At 62.2% G+C, this 20,719-nt stretch carries 23 protein-coding genes; 12 read left to right on the top strand and 11 right to left on the bottom strand.

What is annotated here, in order from left to right:
• The first annotated feature begins 1 nt into the window (after nt 1).
• A complete protein-coding gene (locus F2P46_RS18490; protein ID WP_166892745.1) occupies nt 2-1,015 on the top strand; it encodes a LacI family DNA-binding transcriptional regulator in 1,014 nt (337 codons plus the stop codon).
• Nucleotides 1,016-1,038: 23 nt separating this feature from the next.
• Here the strand turns inward: F2P46_RS18490 and F2P46_RS18485 are convergent, their stop codons facing one another.
• Genes F2P46_RS18485 through F2P46_RS18470 form a run of 4 tightly spaced genes read right to left on the bottom strand, consistent with a single transcriptional unit; the run spans nt 1,039 to nt 3,659 of the window.
• Nucleotides 1,039-2,157: an ankyrin repeat domain-containing protein gene (locus F2P46_RS18485; RefSeq protein WP_166892742.1), complete on the bottom strand. Its 1,119-nt coding sequence runs from the start codon at nt 2,155-2,157 to the stop codon at nt 1,039-1,041.
• Between the two features lie 56 nt (nt 2,158-2,213).
• Nucleotides 2,214-2,735: a hypothetical protein gene (locus F2P46_RS18480; protein WP_208296680.1), complete on the bottom strand. Its 522-nt coding sequence runs from the start codon at nt 2,733-2,735 to the stop codon at nt 2,214-2,216.
• The gene (locus F2P46_RS18475) at nt 2,725-3,237 is read right to left on the bottom strand and encodes a hypothetical protein (protein ID WP_166892734.1); all 513 of its coding nucleotides are present in this window, start codon (nt 3,235-3,237) and stop codon (nt 2,725-2,727) included. Before F2P46_RS18475 ends, F2P46_RS18480 begins: the two co-directional genes overlap by 11 nt.
• A gap of 8 nt (nt 3,238-3,245) precedes the next feature.
• Nucleotides 3,246-3,659 (bottom strand): hypothetical protein, encoded by a 414-nt coding sequence (locus tag F2P46_RS18470; RefSeq protein WP_166892731.1) that lies wholly within the window; start codon nt 3,657-3,659, stop codon nt 3,246-3,248.
• 130 nt (nt 3,660-3,789) lie between these two features.
• Here F2P46_RS18470 and F2P46_RS18465 point away from each other — a divergent pair, with 130 nt between their 5' ends.
• Nucleotides 3,790-5,694, top strand: a complete 1,905-nt coding sequence (locus F2P46_RS18465; protein ID WP_166892728.1) for a hypothetical protein — start codon at nt 3,790-3,792, stop codon at nt 5,692-5,694.
• A 5-nt stretch (nt 5,695-5,699) separates the two neighbouring features.
• On the opposite strand, the gene F2P46_RS18460 is transcribed toward F2P46_RS18465, so the two are convergent.
• The 3 genes from F2P46_RS18460 to F2P46_RS18450 form a co-directional block, all read right to left on the bottom strand.
• Entirely contained in the window at nt 5,700-6,731 is a 1,032-nt protein-coding gene (locus F2P46_RS18460; RefSeq protein ID WP_166892725.1) for a hypothetical protein, read from the bottom strand.
• A 29-nt stretch (nt 6,732-6,760) separates the two neighbouring features.
• The gene (rfaE2, locus tag F2P46_RS18455) at nt 6,761-7,234 is read right to left on the bottom strand and encodes a D-glycero-beta-D-manno-heptose 1-phosphate adenylyltransferase (protein WP_166892722.1); all 474 of its coding nucleotides are present in this window, start codon (nt 7,232-7,234) and stop codon (nt 6,761-6,763) included.
• Nucleotides 7,235-7,363: 129 nt separating this feature from the next.
• Nucleotides 7,364-8,536: a PilT/PilU family type 4a pilus ATPase gene (locus F2P46_RS18450; protein ID WP_166892719.1), complete on the bottom strand. Its 1,173-nt coding sequence runs from the start codon at nt 8,534-8,536 to the stop codon at nt 7,364-7,366.
• A gap of 153 nt (nt 8,537-8,689) precedes the next feature.
• On the opposite strand from F2P46_RS18450, the gene F2P46_RS18445 reads away from it, so the two are divergent.
• The 7 genes from F2P46_RS18445 (at nt 8,690) to F2P46_RS18415 (ending at nt 15,182) form a co-directional block, all read left to right on the top strand.
• On the top strand, nt 8,690-9,628 hold the full coding sequence (locus F2P46_RS18445; protein ID WP_166892717.1) for a hydrogen peroxide-inducible genes activator: 939 nt from the start codon (nt 8,690-8,692) through the stop codon (nt 9,626-9,628).
• A gap of 264 nt (nt 9,629-9,892) precedes the next feature.
• Entirely contained in the window at nt 9,893-11,041 is a 1,149-nt protein-coding gene (locus tag F2P46_RS18440; protein ID WP_208296679.1) for an acyl-CoA dehydrogenase family protein, read from the top strand.
• Between the two features lie 7 nt (nt 11,042-11,048).
• A complete protein-coding gene (locus F2P46_RS37745; RefSeq protein WP_166892711.1) occupies nt 11,049-13,064 on the top strand; it encodes an ATP-binding protein in 2,016 nt (671 codons plus the stop codon).
• A 122-nt stretch (nt 13,065-13,186) separates the two neighbouring features.
• Nucleotides 13,187-14,041, top strand: coding sequence for a 4-hydroxybenzoate octaprenyltransferase (ubiA, locus tag F2P46_RS18430; RefSeq protein WP_166892708.1), 855 nt, complete (start codon nt 13,187-13,189; stop codon nt 14,039-14,041).
• Nucleotides 14,042-14,147: 106 nt separating this feature from the next.
• Nucleotides 14,148-14,468: a DUF883 family protein gene (locus F2P46_RS18425; RefSeq protein WP_166892705.1), complete on the top strand. Its 321-nt coding sequence runs from the start codon at nt 14,148-14,150 to the stop codon at nt 14,466-14,468.
• A gap of 5 nt (nt 14,469-14,473) precedes the next feature.
• Nucleotides 14,474-14,851, top strand: coding sequence for a phage holin family protein (locus F2P46_RS18420; protein ID WP_166892701.1), 378 nt, complete (start codon nt 14,474-14,476; stop codon nt 14,849-14,851).
• Nucleotides 14,844-15,182, top strand: a complete 339-nt coding sequence (locus F2P46_RS18415) for a hypothetical protein (protein ID WP_166892698.1) — start codon at nt 14,844-14,846, stop codon at nt 15,180-15,182. The genes F2P46_RS18420 and F2P46_RS18415 overlap by 8 nt, the downstream gene beginning before the upstream one ends.
• Nucleotides 15,183-15,281: 99 nt before the next feature.
• Here the strand turns inward: F2P46_RS18415 and proC are convergent, their stop codons facing one another.
• Nucleotides 15,282-16,097, bottom strand: coding sequence for a pyrroline-5-carboxylate reductase (gene proC / locus F2P46_RS18410; RefSeq protein WP_166892695.1), 816 nt, complete (start codon nt 16,095-16,097; stop codon nt 15,282-15,284).
• Between the two features lie 29 nt (nt 16,098-16,126).
• Nucleotides 16,127-16,828 (bottom strand): YggS family pyridoxal phosphate-dependent enzyme, encoded by a 702-nt coding sequence (locus F2P46_RS18405; RefSeq protein WP_166892693.1) that lies wholly within the window; start codon nt 16,826-16,828, stop codon nt 16,127-16,129.
• A gap of 91 nt (nt 16,829-16,919) precedes the next feature.
• Here F2P46_RS18405 and F2P46_RS18400 point away from each other — a divergent pair, with 91 nt between their 5' ends.
• Genes F2P46_RS18400 through F2P46_RS18390 form a run of 3 tightly spaced genes read left to right on the top strand, consistent with a single transcriptional unit; the run spans nt 16,920 to nt 19,597 of the window.
• A complete protein-coding gene (locus F2P46_RS18400) occupies nt 16,920-17,963 on the top strand; it encodes a type IV pilus twitching motility protein PilT (RefSeq protein WP_166870447.1) in 1,044 nt (347 codons plus the stop codon).
• A gap of 15 nt (nt 17,964-17,978) precedes the next feature.
• Nucleotides 17,979-19,115 carry a PilT/PilU family type 4a pilus ATPase gene (locus F2P46_RS18395; RefSeq protein WP_166870445.1) on the top strand — a complete coding sequence of 379 codons (1,137 nt, stop codon included), beginning with the start codon at nt 17,979-17,981 and terminating at the stop codon, nt 19,113-19,115.
• Nucleotides 19,112-19,597, top strand: coding sequence for a glutathione peroxidase (locus F2P46_RS18390; RefSeq protein WP_166892690.1), 486 nt, complete (start codon nt 19,112-19,114; stop codon nt 19,595-19,597). The genes F2P46_RS18395 and F2P46_RS18390 overlap by 4 nt, the downstream gene beginning before the upstream one ends.
• Before the next feature lie 72 nt (nt 19,598-19,669).
• Here the strand turns inward: F2P46_RS18390 and F2P46_RS18385 are convergent, their stop codons facing one another.
• Together F2P46_RS18385 and F2P46_RS18380 are read right to left on the bottom strand one after the other, a co-directional pair.
• Nucleotides 19,670-20,170, bottom strand: a complete 501-nt coding sequence (locus tag F2P46_RS18385; RefSeq protein WP_166892687.1) for a nuclear transport factor 2 family protein — start codon at nt 20,168-20,170, stop codon at nt 19,670-19,672.
• Nucleotides 20,171-20,279: 109 nt separating this feature from the next.
• A complete protein-coding gene (locus F2P46_RS18380; protein WP_166892685.1) occupies nt 20,280-20,663 on the bottom strand; it encodes a nuclear transport factor 2 family protein in 384 nt (127 codons plus the stop codon).
• Between the last annotated feature and the right edge of the window lie 56 nt (nt 20,664-20,719).

Below are 20,719 nucleotides of genomic sequence, written 5' to 3'. Positions count from 1 at the left end.
AATGAGGAATATTCAGAGCGGCCCCGTTACATTGCACCAGGTGGCGCATGCCGCCGGTGTGTCCCCGGCCACCGCGTCGCGCTTCATGAACGGCACCGCGCGCGTGTCGGACGCCAAGCGGCGCAGCATCGAGGACGCCATCGAACGCCTGAACTACAAGCCGAACCTGGTGGCGCAGGGCCTGAAGATGGGCAGCACGCGCACCATCGGCGTGTTGACGCAGTCGCTGGTGTCGGGCTACTTCAACGACGCCATGGTCGGCATCGAAGATGCGGTCAAGGCGGCCGGCTACGCGCTGCTGATCATGAGCGGGCACTGGCACGCGGCCGAGGAAGCCGAGCGGGTCGAACTGCTGATCGGGCGGCGCGTGGACGGCGTGGTGATCCTGACCGGGAACATGAGCGACACCCAGATCCTCGACTTTTCGCAGCGCGTGCCGATCGTGGCGTTCGGGCGCAAGCTCGAAGGCGAGCGGGTTTTCGGTTTTTTCCTCGACAATTACGGCGCCGCCTGCGAGGCGATGGAACTGTTGATCGAACAGGGACACCGGCGCATCGCCTTCATTCGCGGTTCGGACAACCAGGAAGATGCGCATGCGCGCCTGGCCGGCTACCGCGACACGCTGGCGAAACACCGCATCGAACCCGATCCGGACCTGATCGTGGCGGGCGACTTCCAGGAGTCGGGCGGGCTGCAGGCGGTCAACCAGCTGCTTACTTCGGGGGCGCGCTTTTCGGCCATCTTCGCGGCCAACGATCTCTCCGCCTACGGCGCGCGCCTGGCGTTGTACCGGCGCAGCATCCGCGTGCCGGAAGACGTGTCGATCATCGGTTTTGATGACCTGCATAGTTCGATGTACACCACCCCACCCCTGACCACGGTGCGCCAGCCCTTGTACGACGTCGGTTCGTGCATCGGCACCATGATGCTGGGGATGATCGCGCACGACGAGGTGAAGGTGGCGCTGCCGGCACTGAGCCTGGTGGTGCGCGAATCGGTGCGGCGGCTGACTTGAGGGTGACCGGCTGCTGTCAGTCCTTACGCTGGATCGCTTGGACGCACGGTAAGTTTGGTCCAGCCCGCCAATCGATTTTTCTCGAGCGATTGCTTGGAGAAACCACTTTTCGTTCGTTTCATGGGGACCAGCGTCCACAGACTGACGCGGTCCTCTTCAGGAATGTCATCGTCGGCGGTTCTTGGCAAACTCAAGTCATTATCGCTGACGTAGAAGCCCGCGATATTTTCCGGCCATGCGAGATTTTTATAGGCAGCATCGTCGGCCAGCACTAAAAAGCCTTCTTCGATGTGCAGGCCGGATGCGACCTGCTCCGACAAGATCAGAAGGAGCGCAGATGGAAACTGGTTCTCAGCAGACTTATCATGCATGTTCCAATATCCCGGAAGCACGATAAACAGTTCCAGCATCGGCTCGTGCAGCGCGAACAAGCCGACTGTGAATACCATTTTATTCTTGTCTTTGTTCACCAGGGCGATCCGTTGCCCGACGTTCAAGGCCGGAATGATGCTGGCCAAGCCGATTGGGAGTACGCGGCCGACATGGCTATCGATGAATCTCAGTATCGGAAAGCCGTATTCTCCGGACCAGTCGTTTTTCTCCAGCAGAGAGGGAGCATTTTTTGAACGCAGTATCTTCTCGATGTCGGCTTGCCCCCACACGACTGCCAAATCGAGACATGTTCGGTGCAGTCTTGAATGCACCCGGTTCAGGTCTGCCCCTTCGGCAATCAGATACTTCGCCACTTCTGTCCGGCCAAAGATGATGGCTCCCATCAGCGGACTTGAGATACTTCCAGGATGTCCTTCTATCCATGCGCCGTGGGCCAGCAGCCATTTGACTGTTTCAAGATGGCCTTCACAGGCAGCATTGTCCAACGGGATATCCACATCGGCAGAGTGCTCATTAACATCAGCACCACGTGCCACTAACAGCTCGCATAAATCTGTCCTGCCAGTGTCGGCCGCAAAACCAAGCAGTCCGTAACTTCCACAGTAAAAATATTTTAGATTCAAAAACGCCGGATGCTCGTCGAGGAAAGCTGTTACGGCCTCGATGTCGCCAGCATGCATGAACGCATCCATTTTTCGCACCAAATCGATGCTTCGCTCGTAGGTAGGAATGTGGTTTGATTTTTTCATAGTCGTGGAATTTTATGCCTGGCTTGACAATGCCAGGACGTGAAGCTGCTGTTAATTCAAACGACGCTGCGCCGCAGACGTTCGCTGCCGCCGGCGGCGATGTCTTCGAACGCCCCATCGAGCGTGGTGAACACATCCCAGCGCGATTGGCCGCGTTGTGCGGCGATCAGGTCGATGACGCGCAGCTCGAGTTCTTCGTCGCGCTTGCCCTTCCAGAGTTTGTCGGCCAGCGCGACCGACAATTCCTCGAACGAGTTGCCCGGTTCCTGCCACGCCGCGTGCGACACGCAGCAGCGCGCCACCGCCGGCGGCACGCCGTTGGCCAGCATCAGGGCCTGGCCGGACGGTTCGTGGCGCGAACCGGGGCCGTCGAGTTCTTCGGGAAAGGTGATCTTGCCGGCGTCGTGCATCGCCGCGCCAAGCTCGATCAGGCGCGCATCGAAGCGCAATGCCAGGCTGTTGTAGGTATCGATCAGCGCATCGGCGGCTTCGCCCACCAGTTGCAGGTGACGCAGCAGGCGCGCGCTGGCGCCAAGCGCGTGCAGCAAGGCATACGCGTCGGCACGGCTATCGAGCATGTTGTTCAGCATCGCGCACGCGGCAACTCAAGGACGCATATTTGCCCTTCGGAAGAGCATTCTTGATGCCGAACGAGCGCAATTCTTTGCCGGGATCGACATTTTCTTCCAGCGTGCAGCGATTCTGCGCCGCGAATTTTTTCAGCGCCCCGAGGCTCCCCGCCACGCTGACTGTCACGCCAAGTCCCTTGCTGACGCAGCAGCCGGCGTAACGCGTCATGTATTCCTCTTCAATCAGCACCAGCGGGTGTCCCAACAAGGTCGCCGGCTTATTGAGAAGGTAATAATCGGTGTAATCGGCGCGCCCGTTCGGACGTTGATTGACATAGCCGGCTTTCATATAGGCCTGGATGGCTTTTCCGGAGCTGCCGATGCGCTTTTCCGATGCCTTGTCAAATTTCATGGCTTTCATCAAACCGTCTTCCAGATCCGGATTGCCGGCAGCGGCCACGCCGCTGCAAAGCGCGACAGCGAACAGTCCCAGAAAAGCTGCATGGTGCATAGTCATTCTCAGTCAGAAAAGAGTCTGCGCGGCATAGTATCGAGCGGCGCTGGTTCCGGCGCGGTATCGCTTGCCGGAACAATCGGAAAAGCAAATGTATACGCGATCACCGCCACCACCGGCGCGATCCAGACCGCGAGCCAGGAGCAGCCGAGCTCGCCTGGCAAAATGATCAGTGCGAGTGTCAGTGCCAGCAGATTATATATCGCCAGCATGGACATCTTTTCGTGCATGGGGCGGCGCGAAAAATACAGGTAGAAACCGAGGCCGAACAGGCATGCAAGGAAAGGAATGCCCACCCCAATCAACCTGGCCGCGTCCTCGACCGCTTTCCCATCCATGATGACGGCCATTGCTGGCAAGGACGTGCACAGCCCTGCCGCGAGGGTGATGCCATACAAAAAAGTGCGCTGCGCTTTCATCGTTTTCCAATTCGTTTTTCGCATTGGTCATGCGGTCGATGACCGATTATGCACGCATCAGTGGCGGTATTGCCCGCGTGCGACAATATCATCCGCGATTTACATATTCAATCACTATCGGGATAGCTACATGAATTGGCTTAAGAGACTCACCGGCCAGATAACAGGCAAAAAAGAAAAAATCAACAACGCCGGGGTAGCGTCCGTGACGCCAGGCGATGTGAGCGCGCCCATCGATGCGCACCCGCCGGCCGACGCCGGCCCGGATCTTACCCTGCGCGAAGGCACGCCCGAATTCAACCTGATCGTCGCCAGCACCGAACTCGAAACCGGCGCCAACCTGGCCCACGGCGCCTCGCACCTGGCCATCCTGCTGGAAGTCGATCCAGGCCGCGCCGACTGGCAGGCGCTGGCCGCGCGCTACCTGGACGCGGCCGGCGGCGATGTGGATGCCCTGCTGCCGGTCGGCGACGAGCGCTTTGTCAACAGCGAAGCCTTGCGCGCCTGGTTCTGGCAGCGCCAGGGCAAGACGCCAGAGGCGCTCGACCTGCTGCTGCAGATCTCGCGCGCCGCCGGGCATGCGACCTATCTGCATGCGTGGGCGCTCGACTGGCTCGAGCAGGACGGCGCGCTCGCCCGTATCGACGAAGCGAGCATGATGCAGTTGCTGGCGACGGCGCTCAATAGCGTCGAAGAAGCCCACCAATCGTCGGCCGGCACCGTGCGCGATATGGGGCGCTGGGCAAGCCTGGCCGAACGCGCCAGCGCCGGCTATGCGCCATCGCCCACCCTGCTGCTGGTGCGCGCCGGCCTGCAACGCAAAGCCGGCAATGTCGATGCGGCGCTGGCGATCACCGGCCCGATCGGGCAGGCCGCCTCCGCCGAACAGGCCAACGCCATCGGCTTGCTGCTGCGCTGCATGCGGCGCTTCGACGAAGCGGAACAAGCCTTCATCCACGCCGGCAGCTTCGATCCGGCCGACATTACGCCCAAGCTGGAAGCGGGCGACACCTGCTTCGAAGCGGGCAACTGGCACAAGGCGCTGTTCTGGTACGAGGCCGTGCTGGCGTCCGAAAGCGAGCAGGCGTGGGCGCTGCCCTCGTCCTGGTACTGCCGTTACAAGCTCGGTGGCGACGAAGCCTGGATGGAGCGCTTGTGGGAAGCGATGCGCAAGGGCGACAACCGCGCGCACCTGCTGGTGTTCCGCGAGCGTGGACGGCTGGCGCAATCGCACGACGCCGGCGCCAACCTGCTGCGCACCCTGCTCGAACGCTGGCGGGAAAACGGCAACACCGACGACAGCGGGGGCTCGATGGCGATCTCCGCCACTGTCATGGAAGCGCCGAGCAACCGGCTTGCATTCGCGCTCGAACTGGCGGGACGCAATCCCCCCGTGAAGCTGGAGATCACTTTCGGCCCGCTTCCGGCCGTCGACCCGCGCCTGGCGCTGGCGCCGGTCGATTATCCGCTGTGGGCGTACGAAGGCACCGTGCCGCATCCTGCCCTGCCTGCGCCCGACGCGGCGGTGCGGGACGCCATCGCGGCGTTGGCGCTGGCGCCCTACAACCCGAACGAGAACTGGGCCGCGGCCAGCCACGTGGCGGCGCGCTTCGGCACACGCCATGTGCGCGACATATTGGCGGCGATGGTGTACCCGCCGCCGCTGCCGCAGGACGTGCGCGCGCTCGAATGGCTGCCGCGCGTGCAGCTGGCGGCGGCGTATGTGCTGGGCCAGATCGACAGCGGCTGGGAAGGGTCGGAGCGGCGCCGCGCGCTGGTCTCGGTCCTGTTCGGGCCGATGGACTGGACCACCTGCGCGGCGATCCGGGTACTGGCCCGTATCGCCACCACGGAACCGGCCTGCGCCACCGACATCATGCGCTTGTTCGCGCGGATGGAGCGGCATATTCCCGAGGTCGGCCATTGGGACTGGGTCACGCTCCTGTACGAGCAGTGGCTGGAACTGCCGTTCCTGTTCGATGCGGAACGCGAGGAACTGCGCCGCAAGCTGGCGGCGCGTGAAGAAGATGAGTAGGCGCGCTAGCGCCAGCTGTTTTGATACGCGCCGATGTGGGCGCTGATGTCGCCCGCTGCGAGGGTCAGCACCCACTGCTCGAACGACAGCGCCGCGTCGTGCGGCGCGTCCAGGAAGCTGGCGCGGCACGCGGCCATGAACTCGCCCAGTTCGCGGCCCTGGTAGCCGGTCTGCGCGCCGACGATGGCGCCGTTCCAGACCACTTTCGCGCGCTTGTGCGTTTCGTGTTCGTTGATCGCCGCCAGGTACTGCGGGCGCGCTTCAGGGAAGATGGCGCTGAAGATGCGCTGTTCCCAGTCAGCCCGTTCGGCATCGCGCTCCACTGATTTTTTGCCGCCGTCCCAGGCTGACCAGCTGTAGCGGTCCAGTTCCGGTTTATCTGCGATCCAGCTCAGGAACGCGGTGTACGACGGCCGCTTGGCGTCGCGCACGCGGCTGGCGGCGTTGCGGTTGTCGAGCAGGTAGATCTGGCGGTGAAAATACGGGGTCGACGCGGCAAATTCAAACACGTCCTCCAGGGTGTCGAAGCCTTGCAGGTAACGCGCATGGTCGTAGCCGAGCAGGGCGAAGGTCTTGGCGACGTCGCGCGAAATGAGGATGTCGGCGAACACCTGGTCGTTGTCGCGCAGGAGCTTCCACAGGCCGTCATGGCCGTATTTGAGGCCCATCTTGTGGGCGATGCGGCCCATCAGGTTGCCCAGGTCGTTGAAGGCGTAGTAGGACGCGGCGAAGGCCATTTCTTCAGCCGGGGTGGTGATCAGGTCGATCTGCATCGAGCGGAAGTCGAACGAGACCACGTCGCCGTTGACGATCAGGTCCTGCGGCGCAAAAGCGGCCTTGACCTGCTCGATCCAGTCGGGTGGCAGCTGGGTCGATTCGATCAGGATGTCGCTGTCGCCGAAGCTTTCCTTGCTGCCGTAGGCGAGGATCGGCTGGCAGCCGATGCCGGGAAAGAGCCCGCGCAGCTTGTCGATCGTGGCGGTGGTGATTGCGGTGTAATCGGCGGCCGACTGGCGGGTGACGCCGACGTGTTTCATGGCGTTTCCACCCATGGCGGTTTCCTTTGTTACGTGCGGATTTTCGACAGCAGCTTGGTGGTCGAACGGTCGTGTTCGAAATCGATGGCGACCGCCTGGCCGCCGTAGGCCAATACAGCCTGGCCTTCGGGAATGGCGTGCATGTCGTAGTCGCCGCCCTTGGCGTAGATCTCGGGGCGCGCTTCGAGGACCACTTCGAGGGCGGTGTCTTCGTCGAAATCGACCACCAGGCTGACCGATTCGAGGGCCGCCAGCACGGCCATGCGGTCGGCGGCATTATTGAGGGGACGGTCGTCGCCCTTGCCGAGGCGCTTGACCGAGGCGTCGGTGTTGGCGGCCACCACCAGCGAGGCGCCCAGGGCGCGCGCCTGGGCCAGGTAGGTCACGTGGCCGCGGTGCAGGATGTCGAACACGCCGTTGGTCAGCACCACCGGTTTGGGCAGGGCGGCGACGCGGGCGGCGAGGTCAAGGCGGGGGCAGATTTTGTTTTCGAAGTCGGGCATGGGGATCAAGGTACGCTATTTGCCGTCGTTCCCGCGCAGGCGGGAACCCAAGTTCGTCGCTACGCGGGTAAACTTGGGTTCCCGCCTGCGCGGGAACGACGGGGTTAGTGGCGGGGAACGACGTTGAAATTACTCTTCTTCTTCCTCATCCATCGCCATCGACAAATCATTCGATTTCGATCCCACAGCGCCACCCGGTTCCTTGCGGTCGCCGCGCAGCTTGATCTGCAAACGCAGGCCGTTGGCCGAGTCGGCGTTGCGGATCGCTTCGTCGTAGCCGATCTGCCCGCGGTTGTACAACTCGTACAGCGCCTGGTCGAAAGTGCACATGCCCAGCTCGCGCGACTTGTGCATGATCTCCTTGATCGACTGGAAATTCCCCTTCAGGATCATCTCGCTGATGGTCGCCGTATTGAGCAAGATCTCGATGGCCGCCTTGCGCCCCTTGCCATCCTCGGTGCGCACCAGCCGCTGCGAGACAATCGCGCGCAGGTTCGACGACAAGTCCATCAGCAGCTGGTTGCGCCGCTCTTCCGGGAAGAAGTTGATGATCCGGTCCATGGTCTGGTTCGAATTGTTCGCGTGCAGGGTGCCCAGGCACAGGTGGCCCGTTTCAGCGAACGCGATCGCGTGCTCCATGGTCTCGGTATCGCGGATCTCGCCGATCAGGATCACGTCCGGCGCCTGGCGCAGCGTGTTTTTCAGCGCCGCATGCCAGGAGTGCGTATCGACCCCCACTTCGCGGTGCGTGATCAGGCAGCTCTTGTTCTTGTGGACGTATTCGACCGGGTCTTCCACCGTGATGATGTGCCCCGCCGAATTGGCGTTGCGGTAATCGATCATCGCCGCCAACGTGGTCGACTTGCCCGATCCGGTGCCACCCACCACCAGCACCAGCCCACGCTTGGTCATCACGACCTCTTTCAATACTTCCGGCAGGTCGAGTTTTTCAAAATTCGGGATTTCGGACGCGATCGTGCGCACCACCATCGCTACGCATTGCTGCTGTACGTACACATTGACGCGAAAACGACATACATTCGGCAACGCAATGGCGAAATTGCATTCCATTTCCTTCTCGAACTCGTTGCGTTGCTTGTCGTTCATTAACGACAAGGCCAGCGCGCGGGTGACTTCGCCGGTCAGCTTCTGCTGACTCATCGGCTTCATCGAACCCTGGTATTTCATGCTCGGAGGGAAGTCGGCCGAGATGAACAAGTCGGAGCCGCCCTGATGATGCATCACGGTCAGCAATTTATGGATGTAGGCCTGTGCTTCAATCGGGCCAAAAGTGGTGGACATGCTCGCCTTTCAAGTGGTCGGCGGGTCGAAAATCCGCCCGCGGGCCAATTATATCGACTGCATTCCGGTAGAATATAATTTCTTTGCTGAGCTATAAGCAATATCGTGTCACGACAGTCGCGCCGCGCCTGTCCTCTTCCTGCCCTCACCTTTATGACCCTCACTGAACTGAAATATATCGTTGCCGTCGCGCGTGCGAGACATTTCGGACACGCCGCCGAGGCGTGTTACGTCGCCCAACCCACCTTGTCGGTCGCCATCAAGAAGCTCGAAGACGAGTTGGGCGTGGTGTTGTTCGAACGCGGCGGGGCCGAAATTTCGGTCACGCCGCTGGGGGCGCAGATCATCGCCCAGGCCGAACGCGTGCTGGAACAGACCGCCGCCATCAAGGAGCTGGCCAAGCAGAACAAGGACCCGCTGGCCGGGCCGCTGCGCCTGGGCGTGATCTATACCATCGGCCCTTACCTGCTGCCGCCGCTGGTGAAGAACATCATCGAGCGGGTGCCGCAGATGCCCTTGATCTTGCAGGAAAATTTTACCGTGCGCCTGCTCGAACTGCTGCGCCAGGGCGAACTGGACGCGGCCATCATGGCGCTGCCGCTGCCGGAACATGGCATGTCGATGCAAACCTTGTACGACGAACCGTTCGTGGTGGCCGTGCCGCAAAACCACCCGTGGGCCAAGCGCACATTCGTCTCGGCCCAGGATCTGAAATCCGAAACGATGTTGTTATTAGGCAACGGTCACTGCTTCCGCGACCAGGTGCTGGAAGTGTGTCCGGAAATGGCGCGTTTTTCGTCGCCGGGCAACGGCATGCAGCGCACCTTCGAGGGCTCGTCGCTGGAAACGATCCGCCACATGGTCGCCAGCGGGATCGGCCTGACCGTGCTGCCGCGCGCATCGGTGCCGGACATGCAGTCGCGCAGCAATATGCTGGCCTTCGTGCCCTTCGAGGAGCCGGTGCCGTCGCGCCGCGTGGTTATTGTGTGGCGCAAGAGTTTTACCCGCCGCGCTGCCATCGAGGCGGTGTGCGAAGCGGTCGCCGCCTGCGACTTGCCGGGCGTTGAGATGGTGGTGCCGGACCCCGTCTGAGGCACTTCCGACGCCAGCATGGGATGCCCGGGCTTGTGACGATAAAATTGCTCCAATGCATTTTTGATGCCCGAGGAATGGCCCTGGCCGGCCGACAGAGCGCAAAAGCGAGCTCCACAGCGACGCTGTTCAATTGCGCTATTGGAAGTAAGCTTCAATGACAAAAACGTTACAATCTCATCGATCGCGGTCGTGCGCCGCCTGGCGCCACCGCCCCCTTGTTTGCCGCCGATTGCGCTTTTTCGACATTACCGGATGCCTGACATGTTTTCGACGAAATTACTTGGCCTGAAAGAGACTGCGCTCAGGGTGGCCGGCGAGATCGCGCCTTTCGCCACGCAAGTCGACAGCGAAGCGGCCTGGCCGGCCCATTCAATGGCAGCCCTGTCGCAGGCCGGGCTGATGGGTCTGCAAGTGCCGGAACAACTCGGCGGCCATGGCCAGGGTCTTCTCGCGCTGGCGGTACTGACGGAAACGCTGGGCAAGGCCTGCCCCTCGTCGGCACTGTGCTTCGGCATGCATTGCGTGGGGACGGCGGTGATCGCCGCCAAGGCCACCTCCTACCAATCCGAGCATTACCTGAGCAAGATCGCGCGCGGCGAACATATCACCACCCTGGCCCTGTCCGAAAGCGGGACCGGCGCCAATTTCTATCTGTCCGATACGCGCATCACCTTGGGCGCGGACCAGTTCCTTGTCAACGGGACCAAGCAATTCGTCACCAACGGTGGCCACGCCGATTCCTACGTGATTTCGGCGCTGAATCCGGATTCGGACGAAATTGGCGACGTGAGCTGCCTGATCGTCGACCGCGACGCGGCCGGGATGGAATGGCTCGAACCCTGGCACGGCTTCGGCATGCGCGGTAACTCGTCACGCGGCATGCGGCTGCACGATGCACAGGTCCCGCTCGCCAATCTGTTGGGCGACCCCGGCGACCAGATCTGGTACGTGTTTGAAGTCATCGCGCCCTACTTCCTCATGGCGATGGCGGGCAGTTATCTCGGCATTGCGCAATCGGCGCTGGAGGCCGTCGGCGAGCATATGCGCACGCGGCGTTACAACCATACCGGCGAATCGTTGCGCCACCTCGACCATTTGCAGATGAAGTATGCCGACATGTGGAGGTCGGTGGAAAAGACGCGGCAACTGCTGTACGCGGCCGGCGAGCGCGGCGACCGCGGCGATCCCGACGCATTGCCGTTCATTCTATCCTGCAAGGCCGATGCCGCCGAGACCGCCGTGGCGGTCAGCAATGAAGCGATGACGATGTGTGGCGGCATCGCCTATCGCGAGAACAGCCGCGTGGGCCAGATGCTGCGCGATGCGCGCGCCGGGCATGTGATGGCGCCCACCACCGATATGCTGAAAATCTGGGCCGGACGATCCTTGCTCGGCTTGCCTTTACTGTAACGACGCGGTGAACTACAAACTCATCTTTCTCATTGTTCCGGATCTGCACGCGCAGGTCCCTGAGGCGCTCGCGCAGGCGCTCAAGGAACAGCAACTCGACGCTGTGCTGGCAACGCCCGCCGATGCGCTCGAGCGCATCGAGGAATTGATCGGCCAGGACCAGGAACCATCGGTCGTCCTGGTCGGGCCGGGCATCGGCAATCCGGCCGCGCTCGCGCGCCGGATTCGCGCCGTCTGGCCGATCGGGCAGATGCTTTTCGTGCCTGCGAGGGAGCGGTTCGAGGCGACCCAACAGGAATTGCGCTACGTACCCACGCTGGGGCCGAACTGGTCCCTGGTGGCGCTGGACGATCCACGCCTGGGCGAGAAATTGCTGCGCGCGGCGCAGGCAAGCCGCCAGCGGGCGCGGCTGCGCACAACCCTGGACCGGGCCAACGTCCGGCTGGCGGCGCCGAAACCGGTCGATAACGTGGCCTATCGCCAGTCGGCGATCTCGGAGCGCTACCTGGCCAGCTTGCTGCAGCACTCGTCGGATGCAATTTTCTCGCTGGGGCCACGCGACCATGTGCTGTATTGGAGTACCGGGGCGGAGCGGCTGTTCCGGTGTTACCCACGGCACAACCAGGCCGCTGCCGAACTGCCTTTTTGGTCAGCCATGCTCGCTGCGCTGCTCGCGCGCATCCATGCCGGCGCATCGCCATTGAAAGCCGCACTGAGCGCCGTCATCGATGGACAGAGCGTGCACCTGGAAGTGTCGATGGCACGGGTGGAGGATGAAAACCGTCATTTTCTCGGTACATCGATTTGCGCGCGCGATGTGTCCGACACGGTGCGCGCCATCGAAACGGAACGCGCGGCGCGGCTCGATGCCGAACGCCTGAGCCGCCTCAAGGACGAGTTCCTGGCGCTGCTGTCGCATGAACTGCGCACGCCGCTCAGCGTCGTCATCGGTCGTACCCAACTCCTGCGCATCCAGCACAGCAATTCGCCCGATCTGCAATTTTCGCTGGAAGTCATCGAACGCAACGCCAGGCTGCAGGCCAAGCTGATCGAGGACTTGCTGGACGTGTCCGCGATCGTCGCCGGCAAGCTTACCCTTGACTTGCGCGCCATCCTGATGGGCGACCTGTTGCGGGCGGCGACCGATTCGGTGAAGGCCATGACCGACGCCAGGCAGCTCAAGCTGGTCATGCAATGCGCGCTGGCCGGGGTGACGATCCGCGCCGACATGTACCGCCTGCAACAGATTCTCTACAACATCCTCAGTAATGCCATCAAGTTCACCCCCGAAGGCGGCTCGGTATTCGTGCGCGCCTCGGTCGTTTCGGCGCGGCGCGCGCAAATCGTCATCGAAGATACCGGCTGCGGCATCGGCGCCGAATTCCTGCCGCATGTGTTCGACAAATTCGGACAGGAAGATGCCTCGCTCACGCGCCGCCATGGCGGCTTGGGAATCGGCCTGTCGATCGCCAAGCAGCTTACCGAATTGCATTCGGGAACTATCGAGGTAAGCAGCCCAGGGCATGGGCTGGGCACCCGTTTTACGCTCACTTTTCCCATTGATTCCGTGGACGAGGGCATGGGGCCCGGCCGCCCGCGTGCGGCCATGCCGGCGGCGCAATCGGGCATGCTTGCGCAGCGCCGCATTCTGTTGGTGGAAGACGTGGCCGATACGCGCGCCTTGGTCACGGACGTGCTCGGCGCGCACGGCGCCTGTGTACTGGCCGCCTCCTCGGCGCTGGTCGCGCTTGAGTTGCTCGACAGCGAGGCCCCGGAGCTGCTTGTCAGCGATATCGGGATGCCGGAAATGGATGGCTATCAGCTGATCGGCGAGATACGGCGGCGTGGCTATTCAAGCACCGCCCTGCCGGCCGTGGCCCTTACCGCTTTCGCCGGCGCGGAGGACCGCCAGCGCGCCTTCGACGCCGGTTTCCAGGCGCATGTGGCCAAGCCGTATATCGTGGCCGAACTGGTGTCCACCCTGGTGGCGATGCTGGCACAGCACGACGGGGCGGTTCGGTGAGCTCGCGCACAAGCGCGACGGCAGCCTCTATCGTCGTCAAAACCGGCGCGGCCGCACGCCCCGCCGTCCAAACACAGTAAAATCCCAGCCTCGCCCACGACAGTCGCGCCCGCGACCCGACCATGAACAAGCTGTCGCTGTACTTCCGCCTGATCCGCCTGGACAAGCCGATCGGCATCCTGCTGCTACTCTGGCCTACCCTGATTGCCCTGTGGATCGCCGCGCGCGGCAAGCCCGACCCGGCCGTCGTGCTCATTTTCTGCCTCGGCACCATCCTGATGCGCTCGGCCGGCTGCGCCATCAACGACTACGCCGACCGCGATTTCGACAAGCACGTCAAGCGCACCGCCGAACGCCCCCTCACCAGCGGACGCATCAAAAGCTGGGAAGCGCTGGCCGTGGCCGCCGTCCTGTCGATCGTCTCCTTCCTGCTGGTCCTGCCGCTCAACACCCTCACCAAGCAACTCTCGCTGGCGGCGCTCATCGTCGCCGGTAGCTATCCCTACTTCAAACGCTTCTTCGCCATTCCCCAGGCCTACCTGGGCATCGCCTTCGGCTTCGGCATTCCGATGGGCTTTGCCGCCGTGCAGAACCAGGTGCCGGCGGTGGCCTGGTGGCTGCTGCTGGCCAACGTGTTCTGGGCCGTGGCCTACGACACCGAATACGCCATGGTCGACCGCGACGACGACCTGAAAATCGGCATCCGCACCGCGGCCATCACCTTCGGCCGCTTCGACGTGGCCGCCGTCATGCTGTGCTACGGCGCCGCGCTGGCCATCATCCTGGTGTGCGGCTGGCTCGAAGGCTTGCGCGCATGGTTCGTCGGCGGCATTGCCGTGGCCGCCGCAGTGGCGCTTTATCACTACACTTTGATCCGTGGACGCGAACGCATGGCTTGTTTTGCCGCTTTTCGGCACAACAATTGGTTGGGTGCGGCCCTTTTTGCCGGTGTGGCGTTAGACTACGCTTTCAGCTGATGTTGTTCCGATAACACGGAAAGTCAACGTTGCCAGCGTGTAAGATTCACTCCAGCGCGCCGGGCAGACCGGGCTTTCCTATAAATTCACTTACGAGGTAACAAAAATGATCGAATCCATCCCAACCAAGCCAGGCGCACGCGACCAGTTGATGAACGACCTGAAATCCGTGATCCAAGATGCTGAACAGTGGCTGCGCCACGGCAGCCAGTTGACCGGCGACGAACTGCAAGCGGCCAAGGCCAAGTTCGAGCGCACCATCACGACCGCCAAGGCGGACCTGATTCGCCTGGAAGAAGCGGTGGTCGAGAAAACCAAGATCGCGGCCAAGGCGACCGACGAGTACGTGCAGGAAAACCCATGGAAAGCGGTCGGGATCGGCGCTGCGGCAGGCGTCATCATCGGCATGCTGATGTCGCGCAGGTAAGGCGCATGGCGATCGTCGAATCGGTGGGGCGGATCGGGGCGACCCTGATCGCCATGGTGCAAACGCGGCTGGAACTGGCCGCGGTCGAGGTGCAGGAGGAGCTCCAGCGCTTCCTTGGGTATGTCGTGCTGGCGCTGGCGTCGCTGATCCTGTTCGGCGTCGCCCTCTTGCTGGTGGTGCTGCTGGTGGTGGTGATCTTTTGGGATAGCTACCGCCTGGAAGCCATCGGCGCCCTGGCGCTGCTGTTCGGCATTGCCGGCGGCGTGATCGGGCTGCAAGTCAAGCGCAGTTTCGACGCCCGTCCGCGCCTGCTGGGAGCGACCGTGGCTGAACTGAACAAGGATGTCAATTTCGTCAGGAATGCGGGGCACGCCGATGAGTAACGCGCCGATGAGTAACACGCCGACAAGTAACGACAAGCGGTCGCTGGCCGAACGGCGCGAGGCGTTGATTGTGCAGTGTTCGATGCAGCGCAGGGATGCCGCGCGCGAGTTCGGCGCGCTGATCTCGCCATTGACGCATCCGGCCAGCGGGATCGGCAAGATGCTCGGTGGCGGTGGCGGCGGGATGAAACTGCCGCTGGGGATCGTCGGTACGGTGGCCGGACTGGTCATGGCCAAGTCGGGCAAGATACTGCCGATGCTGACCGTGGGCCTGTCGCTGATCAAGGCTGCGCGCAGCGTGATGGGGCTGGTGCGCAAGAAGCGCAGCTAACCTCAGTCATTCCGCTATGCCCAAACCGTCGTTCCCGGCCTTGGGGGCCGCCAAGGCCGGGAACGACGGTTTTGAATGTAGCGGTTTTGAGGGCGGCAGTTAGTCCGCCCCCAACTCATCCCCCAACTCCCGGCCCCGCGCCGCAGCCGCCTTGATCGCGGCAACCACCTTCTCTTTCACGCCGCTCGCTTCCATGCTGCTCAACGCCGCATAGGTCGTGCCGCCCTTCGAGGTCACGCGTTCGCGCAGCAGCGACACCGCCTCATCCGACTGCGCCGCCAGTTGCGCCGCACCAAGGAACGTGGCCAGCGCCAGCTGCTTGCCCTGCTCGGCCGACAAACCCATCTCCTCGGCCGCCTGCTGCATCGCCTCGATAAAGTAAAACACATACGCCGGCCCGCTGCCCGACACCGCCGTCACCGGATCGATCATGTCTTCGCCATCGAGCCACACGGTCTGGCCCACGGCCTTCATGATGCCGTCGGCCGCCGTCTTCTGCGCCGCGCTCACGCCGGCCATGGCCACCATGCCGGTGATGCCAAGCCCAATCAAGGCCGGGGTATTCGGCATGGTGCGCACAATCGCACCGTACCCACCGAGCCAGCGCGACAGATCGGCCGCGCGAATCCCGGCCGCGATCGACAGGATCAAGGGCGCGCCCGTCAACTGCGGCAGCAGCGCCGCCGCCACCTCGCGCATCTGCTGCGGTTTAACCGCCAGCACGATCGCATCGCACGCGGCCAGTGCGCCTTCGATCGCGCCGCTGGTGCTCACGCCGTGCTGCGCGTTCAGGCGCGCCAGCGCATCGGCATTCGGATCGACCACGTGAATATCGGCCCCCGCAGCGAGCTTGCCCGCCAGGCCGGCGATCAGCGCCGACGCCATGTTCCCACCACCGATAAAGCCAATCTTCATAGTCACCCTCATTGTTATCCGTACTGCGGTTATTCGTACTTGCGCGAGCCGAAAATCGCACTGCCCACGCGCACGATGGTCGCGCCTTCCGCCACCGCCGCGCCAAGATCGGCCGACATCCCCATCGACAGGGTATCGAGCGCCATCCCGTCCGCGCGCAAGCGCTCGTACAGCACCCGCAACTTGCGAAACGCGGCGCGCTGCTTGTCGACCTGGGCTTCCGCTTCCGGGATCGCCATCAGTCCGCGCAGGCGCAAGTGTGGCAGTTGCGCCACTGCGCGCGCCAATTCAGGCAATGCTTCCGGTGTGACACCACTCTTGCTAGCCTCACCACTGATGTTAACTTGCAGACAAATATTCAAGGGCGCCAGTTCCGGCGGGCGTTGTTCCGATAAACGCTGCGCTATCTTGAGCCGTTCGACGGTATGCACCCACGCGAAGGACGCTGCGATCGGGCGCGTCTTGTTGCTCTGTATGGGGCCGATGAAGTGCCACTCCATCGGCGCGGCAGGCAAGGCGTGCGAAACGGCGGCAATTTTATCTAATGCTTCTTGCAAGTAATTCTCTCCGAACGCATACTGCCCGGCGGCGGCGGCTTCAAGTACGGCCTCGGCAGGAAAAGTCTTGGAAACGGCGAGCAATTGCACGGCGTTCCGGGGGCGGCCTGCGGCGTCGGCCGCAGCAACAATACTCGCATCGACAGCTTGCAAGTTCTGGACGATTGTGGACATAATCATTTTCGGCGGGCAATTCAATGCAGGTCGGTCGTTGCGAAATGCGCACACTATCGGCATGCGCCCATTCACGGCACAGGGATTATAAATGGACATCTCCGAATTACTCGCATTCTCCGTCAAGAACAAGGCATCCGACTTGCACCTCTCATCCGGCCTGCCGCCGATGATCCGCGTGCACGGCGACGTTCGCCGCATCAACTTGCCGCCGCTGGAGCACAAGGATGTGCACGGCATGATCTATGACATCATGAATGACGGCCAGCGCAAGCAGTACGAAGAAATGCTCGAGTGCGATTTCTCGTTTGCGATTCCGGGCCTGGCGCGCTTTCGCGTCAACGCCTTCAATCAGGAGCGCGGCGCGTCGGCGGTACTGCGGACCATTCCATCCAAAATCCTGAGCCTGGAAGACCTGAACGCCCCGCGCATTTTCGCCGACCTGGCGATGCGTCCGCGCGGCCTGGTGCTGGTCACCGGCCCGACCGGTTCGGGCAAGTCGACCACGCTGGCGGCGATGGTCAACCACCTCAACGAAAACGAATATGGCCACATCCTGACCATTGAAGACCCGATCGAATTCGTGCACGACTCGAAGAAGTGCCTGATCAACCAGCGCGAAGTCGGCCCGCACACGCTCTCGTTCAACAACGCGCTGCGCTCGGCGCTGCGCGAAGATCCGGACTGCATTTTAGTGGGCGAGTTGCGCGACCTGGAAACCATCCGCCTGGCCCTGTCGGCCGCCGAAACGGGCCACCTTGTGTTCGGCACCTTGCACACCTCCTCGGCCGCCAAGACCATCGACCGTATTGTCGACGTGTTCCCGTCCGAAGAAAAAGAGATGGTCCGCGCGATGCTGTCCGAATCGCTGCAGGCGGTCGTCTCGCAAACCCTGCTCAAGACAAAAGATGGCTCGGGCCGCGTGGCCGCGCACGAAATCATGATCGGCACGCCGGCGATCCGCAACCTGATTCGCGAAGCGAAGATCGCGCAGATGTACTCCGCGATCCAGACCGGCAGTTCGGTCGGCATGCAAACGCTGGACCAGAACCTGACCGACCTGGTTCGCCGCAACGTCATTTCCGGCGCTGCTGCGCGTTCGGCCGCCAAAACGCCGGAAAACTTCCCCGGCTAATTTTTAGGATATTTAATGGAACGCGACCAGGCCTCAAAATTCATGTTCGATCTGCTGCGTCTGATGACCAGCAAGAACGGCTCGGACTTGTTCATCACCGCCGGCTTTCCGCCAGCGATCAAGATCGACGGCAAGATCACCCCGGTGTCGTCCCAGCCGCTCACGCCGGCCCACACCGCCGACCTGGCGCGCTCGATCATGAGCGACAAGCAGACCGCCGGCTTCGAACTGACCAAGGAAGCGAACTTCGCGATCAGCCCGGGCGACCTGGGACGGTTCCGCGTGTCGACCTTCATCCAGATGAGTTCCGTCGGCATGGTCCTGCGGACCATCACCACCGCCATTCCGCGCCTGGAAGACCTGGGCCTGCCCGAAGTGCTGAAAGACATCGTGATGACCAAGCGTGGCCTGGTGATCATGGTCGGCGCGACCGGTTCGGGTAAATCGACGACCATGGCCGCGATGGTCGGACACCGCAATGAAAACAGCTACGGGCATATCATCACCATCGAAGACCCGGTCGAATACGTCCACCCGCACAAGAACTGCGTGATCACGCAGCGCGAAGTGGGCGTGGACACCGATTCGTTCGAAATCGCGCTGAAAAACTCGCTGCGCCAGGCGCCGGACGTGATCCAGATCGGCGAGATCCGCGACCGCGAAACGATGGAACACGCGATCGCCTTCGCCGAAACCGGTCACCTGTGCATGGCCACCCTGCACGCCAACAGCGCCAACCAGGCGCTCGACCGGATCATCAACTTCTTCCCCGAAGAGCGCCGCCAGCAGTTGCTGATGGACTTGTCGCTGAACTTGAAGGGCATGGTATCGCAGCGCCTGATTCCGATGAAGGAAGCCAAGGGCCGCTGCGTGGCGATCGAGATCATGCTCAACTCCCCGCTCATTTCGGACCTGATTTTCAAGGGCGATGTGCACGAGATCAAAGAGATCATGAAGAAGTCGCGCGAACTGGGCATGCAGACCTTCGACCAGGCGCTGTTCGACCTGCACGAAGCCGACAAGATCACCTACGAAGACGCGCTGCGCAACGCCGACTCGGTCAATGACCTGCGCCTGAACATCAAGTTGAACGGCAAGGAAGCGAAGAACCGCGACCTGTCGGCCGGTACCGAGCACCTGGGCATCGTGTGACGGGGGCGCTCGACTTCAAGGTCGCCGATTTGTCGGGCACGCCGCTGGACCTGGCCATGTACAAGGGCCAGGTGGTGCTGGTCGTGAACACGGCCAGCGAATGCGGCTTCACCAAGCAGTACAAGGGCCTGGAGGCCGTGTACCAGCAGTTCCGCGACAAGGGCGTGACGGTGCTGGGTTTTCCGTGCAATCAGTTCGGCGGACAGGAACCGGGCAGCGAAAGCGAAATCGGCGCGTTCTGCGAAAAGAACTTCGGCGTGACGTTTCCGCTGTTTGCCAAGGTCGACGTGAATGGCGAGAATGCGCATCCGTTGTTCCAGCATTTGAAGAAAGCGGCGCCCGGGTTGCTGGGCAGCGAACGCATCAAGTGGAACTTCACCAAGTTCCTGATCGGGAAAGACGGCAGCGTCCTCAAACGCTACGCGCCGGCGACCAAGCCGGAAGAGCTGGTGGCCGATATCGAGACGCTGCTGGCGAAATAGCGCGCCTTGCCACGCCGTGTTGGCAAGAACGCGCAACGCATGTCGTTATCGACTGCGGCTTGGGCGTCGGAATCAGGGGGCGACGTGCGTGTGGTAGATCTTGCTGACGATCGTCCACTTGCCGTCGACCTTCAGCAGGTTGAAGAAGTCGCTGAAGGAGAAGCCCGAAACGTCGCTGGAGTCGATACGCGCACTGGCGGCGGTGCCCACAATGTCGACGTTGACGATCACACTCTGCGCTTCGGGTGATGGGCGAAACGGCGGTTTGTCGATGGCGTCGAACAGTTCCTGAATCGGACCGCCAGCCAGCTTGCCCTTGGCATCGACACTGAAGATGGTTGCTTTTTCACTGAAGGCTGGCTTCATGATGCTGCTCCTGGCCTGTTTGCAGCCGTCGATATACAGGTTCAGTACCTGGGCGATGGCCTGATAATCTTTCACATATGTTGGTTTGCTGACGCTCTTGCCAGCGGCAGCCTGTTGACCGCCCTGCCGGTCTGCGGCTTGAGCAGCCGTGCCCAAGCCAGACATCACTGCCACCAACAACAAGGTTTTGAAGAAGGTCATTTTCATTGAGTCACTTTCGATAGGGCTTGCAATGGCCGATGGCGGCGGCAGACCTGGCGCGAAGCCCGATCTGCCACGCGTGTTCCATGCGGACGGAACGATGCGGACCGGAGGTTCAGGGCGCAACGTGGGTGTGGAAGATCTTGCTCACGACCGTCCACTTGCCCTCGACCTTCAGCAGGTTGAAGAAGTCGGTGAAGCAGAAGCCCGAGACATCGTTGGTGTCGACGCGCGCACTGGCGGCGGTACCCACGATGTCGACGTTGACGATCCCCCCTTGGGCTTCCGGAGACGGGCGGAACGCGTTGTCGATGCCGTCGAACAAGCCCTGGATCGGGCCGCCAGTCAGCTTGCCATCGCCATCGATGCTAAACATCGTTGCCTGCTCGCTGAACGCTGGCTTCATGATGCTGCTCTTTGCCTGTTTGCTGCCTTCGTTGTACTTGTTCAGTACGTCGACGATGGCTTGATAATCTTGCACGTAGGTAGGTTTGTTCATGTTTTCACTCCGGGTGGTTAAAGTCATCATGCGGGTCATGCAAAAACCGGCCGCCT

The sequence above is a fragment of the Massilia sp. CCM 8734 genome (assembly GCF_011682155.1).
In the GTDB taxonomy this organism is placed as follows: domain Bacteria; phylum Pseudomonadota; class Gammaproteobacteria; order Burkholderiales; family Burkholderiaceae_D; genus Telluria_A; species Telluria_A rubra.
This window is presented reverse-complemented; position numbering and strand designations above follow the sequence as displayed.

Excerpts from the sequence above, each read along its gene's own strand:
- F2P46_RS18470 (WP_166892731.1), bottom strand. The coding sequence starts at position 3,659 with ATGAAAGCGCAGCGCACTTTTTTGTATGGCATCACCCTCGCGGCAGGG.
- F2P46_RS18415 (WP_166892698.1), top strand. The coding sequence starts at position 14,844 with ATGAGTAACGCGCCGATGAGTAACACGCCGACAAGTAACGACAAGCGG.
- F2P46_RS18420 (WP_166892701.1), top strand. The coding sequence starts at position 14,474 with ATGGCGATCGTCGAATCGGTGGGGCGGATCGGGGCGACCCTGATCGCC.
- F2P46_RS18450 (WP_166892719.1), bottom strand. The coding sequence starts at position 8,536 with ATGTCCACCACTTTTGGCCCGATTGAAGCACAGGCCTACATCCATAAA.
- rfaE2 (WP_166892722.1), bottom strand. The coding sequence starts at position 7,234 with ATGCCCGACTTCGAAAACAAAATCTGCCCCCGCCTTGACCTCGCCGCC.
- proC (WP_166892695.1), bottom strand. The coding sequence starts at position 16,097 with ATGAAGATTGGCTTTATCGGTGGTGGGAACATGGCGTCGGCGCTGATC.
- F2P46_RS18465 (WP_166892728.1), top strand. The coding sequence starts at position 3,790 with ATGAATTGGCTTAAGAGACTCACCGGCCAGATAACAGGCAAAAAAGAA.
- F2P46_RS18395 (WP_166870445.1), top strand. The coding sequence starts at position 17,979 with ATGGAACGCGACCAGGCCTCAAAATTCATGTTCGATCTGCTGCGTCTG.
- F2P46_RS18405 (WP_166892693.1), bottom strand. The coding sequence starts at position 16,828 with ATGTCCACAATCGTCCAGAACTTGCAAGCTGTCGATGCGAGTATTGTT.
- F2P46_RS18490 (WP_166892745.1), top strand. The coding sequence starts at position 2 with ATGAGGAATATTCAGAGCGGCCCCGTTACATTGCACCAGGTGGCGCAT.
- F2P46_RS18485 (WP_166892742.1), bottom strand. The coding sequence starts at position 2,157 with ATGAAAAAATCAAACCACATTCCTACCTACGAGCGAAGCATCGATTTG.
- F2P46_RS18440 (WP_208296679.1), top strand. The coding sequence starts at position 9,893 with ATGTTTTCGACGAAATTACTTGGCCTGAAAGAGACTGCGCTCAGGGTG.
- ubiA (WP_166892708.1), top strand. The coding sequence starts at position 13,187 with ATGAACAAGCTGTCGCTGTACTTCCGCCTGATCCGCCTGGACAAGCCG.
- F2P46_RS18385 (WP_166892687.1), bottom strand. The coding sequence starts at position 20,170 with ATGAAAATGACCTTCTTCAAAACCTTGTTGTTGGTGGCAGTGATGTCT.
- F2P46_RS18480 (WP_208296680.1), bottom strand. The coding sequence starts at position 2,735 with ATGCTCGATAGCCGTGCCGACGCGTATGCCTTGCTGCACGCGCTTGGC.
- F2P46_RS18425 (WP_166892705.1), top strand. The coding sequence starts at position 14,148 with ATGATCGAATCCATCCCAACCAAGCCAGGCGCACGCGACCAGTTGATG.
- F2P46_RS18460 (WP_166892725.1), bottom strand. The coding sequence starts at position 6,731 with ATGAAACACGTCGGCGTCACCCGCCAGTCGGCCGCCGATTACACCGCA.
- F2P46_RS18445 (WP_166892717.1), top strand. The coding sequence starts at position 8,690 with ATGACCCTCACTGAACTGAAATATATCGTTGCCGTCGCGCGTGCGAGA.
- F2P46_RS18380 (WP_166892685.1), bottom strand. The coding sequence starts at position 20,663 with ATGAACAAACCTACCTACGTGCAAGATTATCAAGCCATCGTCGACGTA.
- F2P46_RS18475 (WP_166892734.1), bottom strand. The coding sequence starts at position 3,237 with ATGCACCATGCAGCTTTTCTGGGACTGTTCGCTGTCGCGCTTTGCAGC.
- F2P46_RS18400 (WP_166870447.1), top strand. The coding sequence starts at position 16,920 with ATGGACATCTCCGAATTACTCGCATTCTCCGTCAAGAACAAGGCATCC.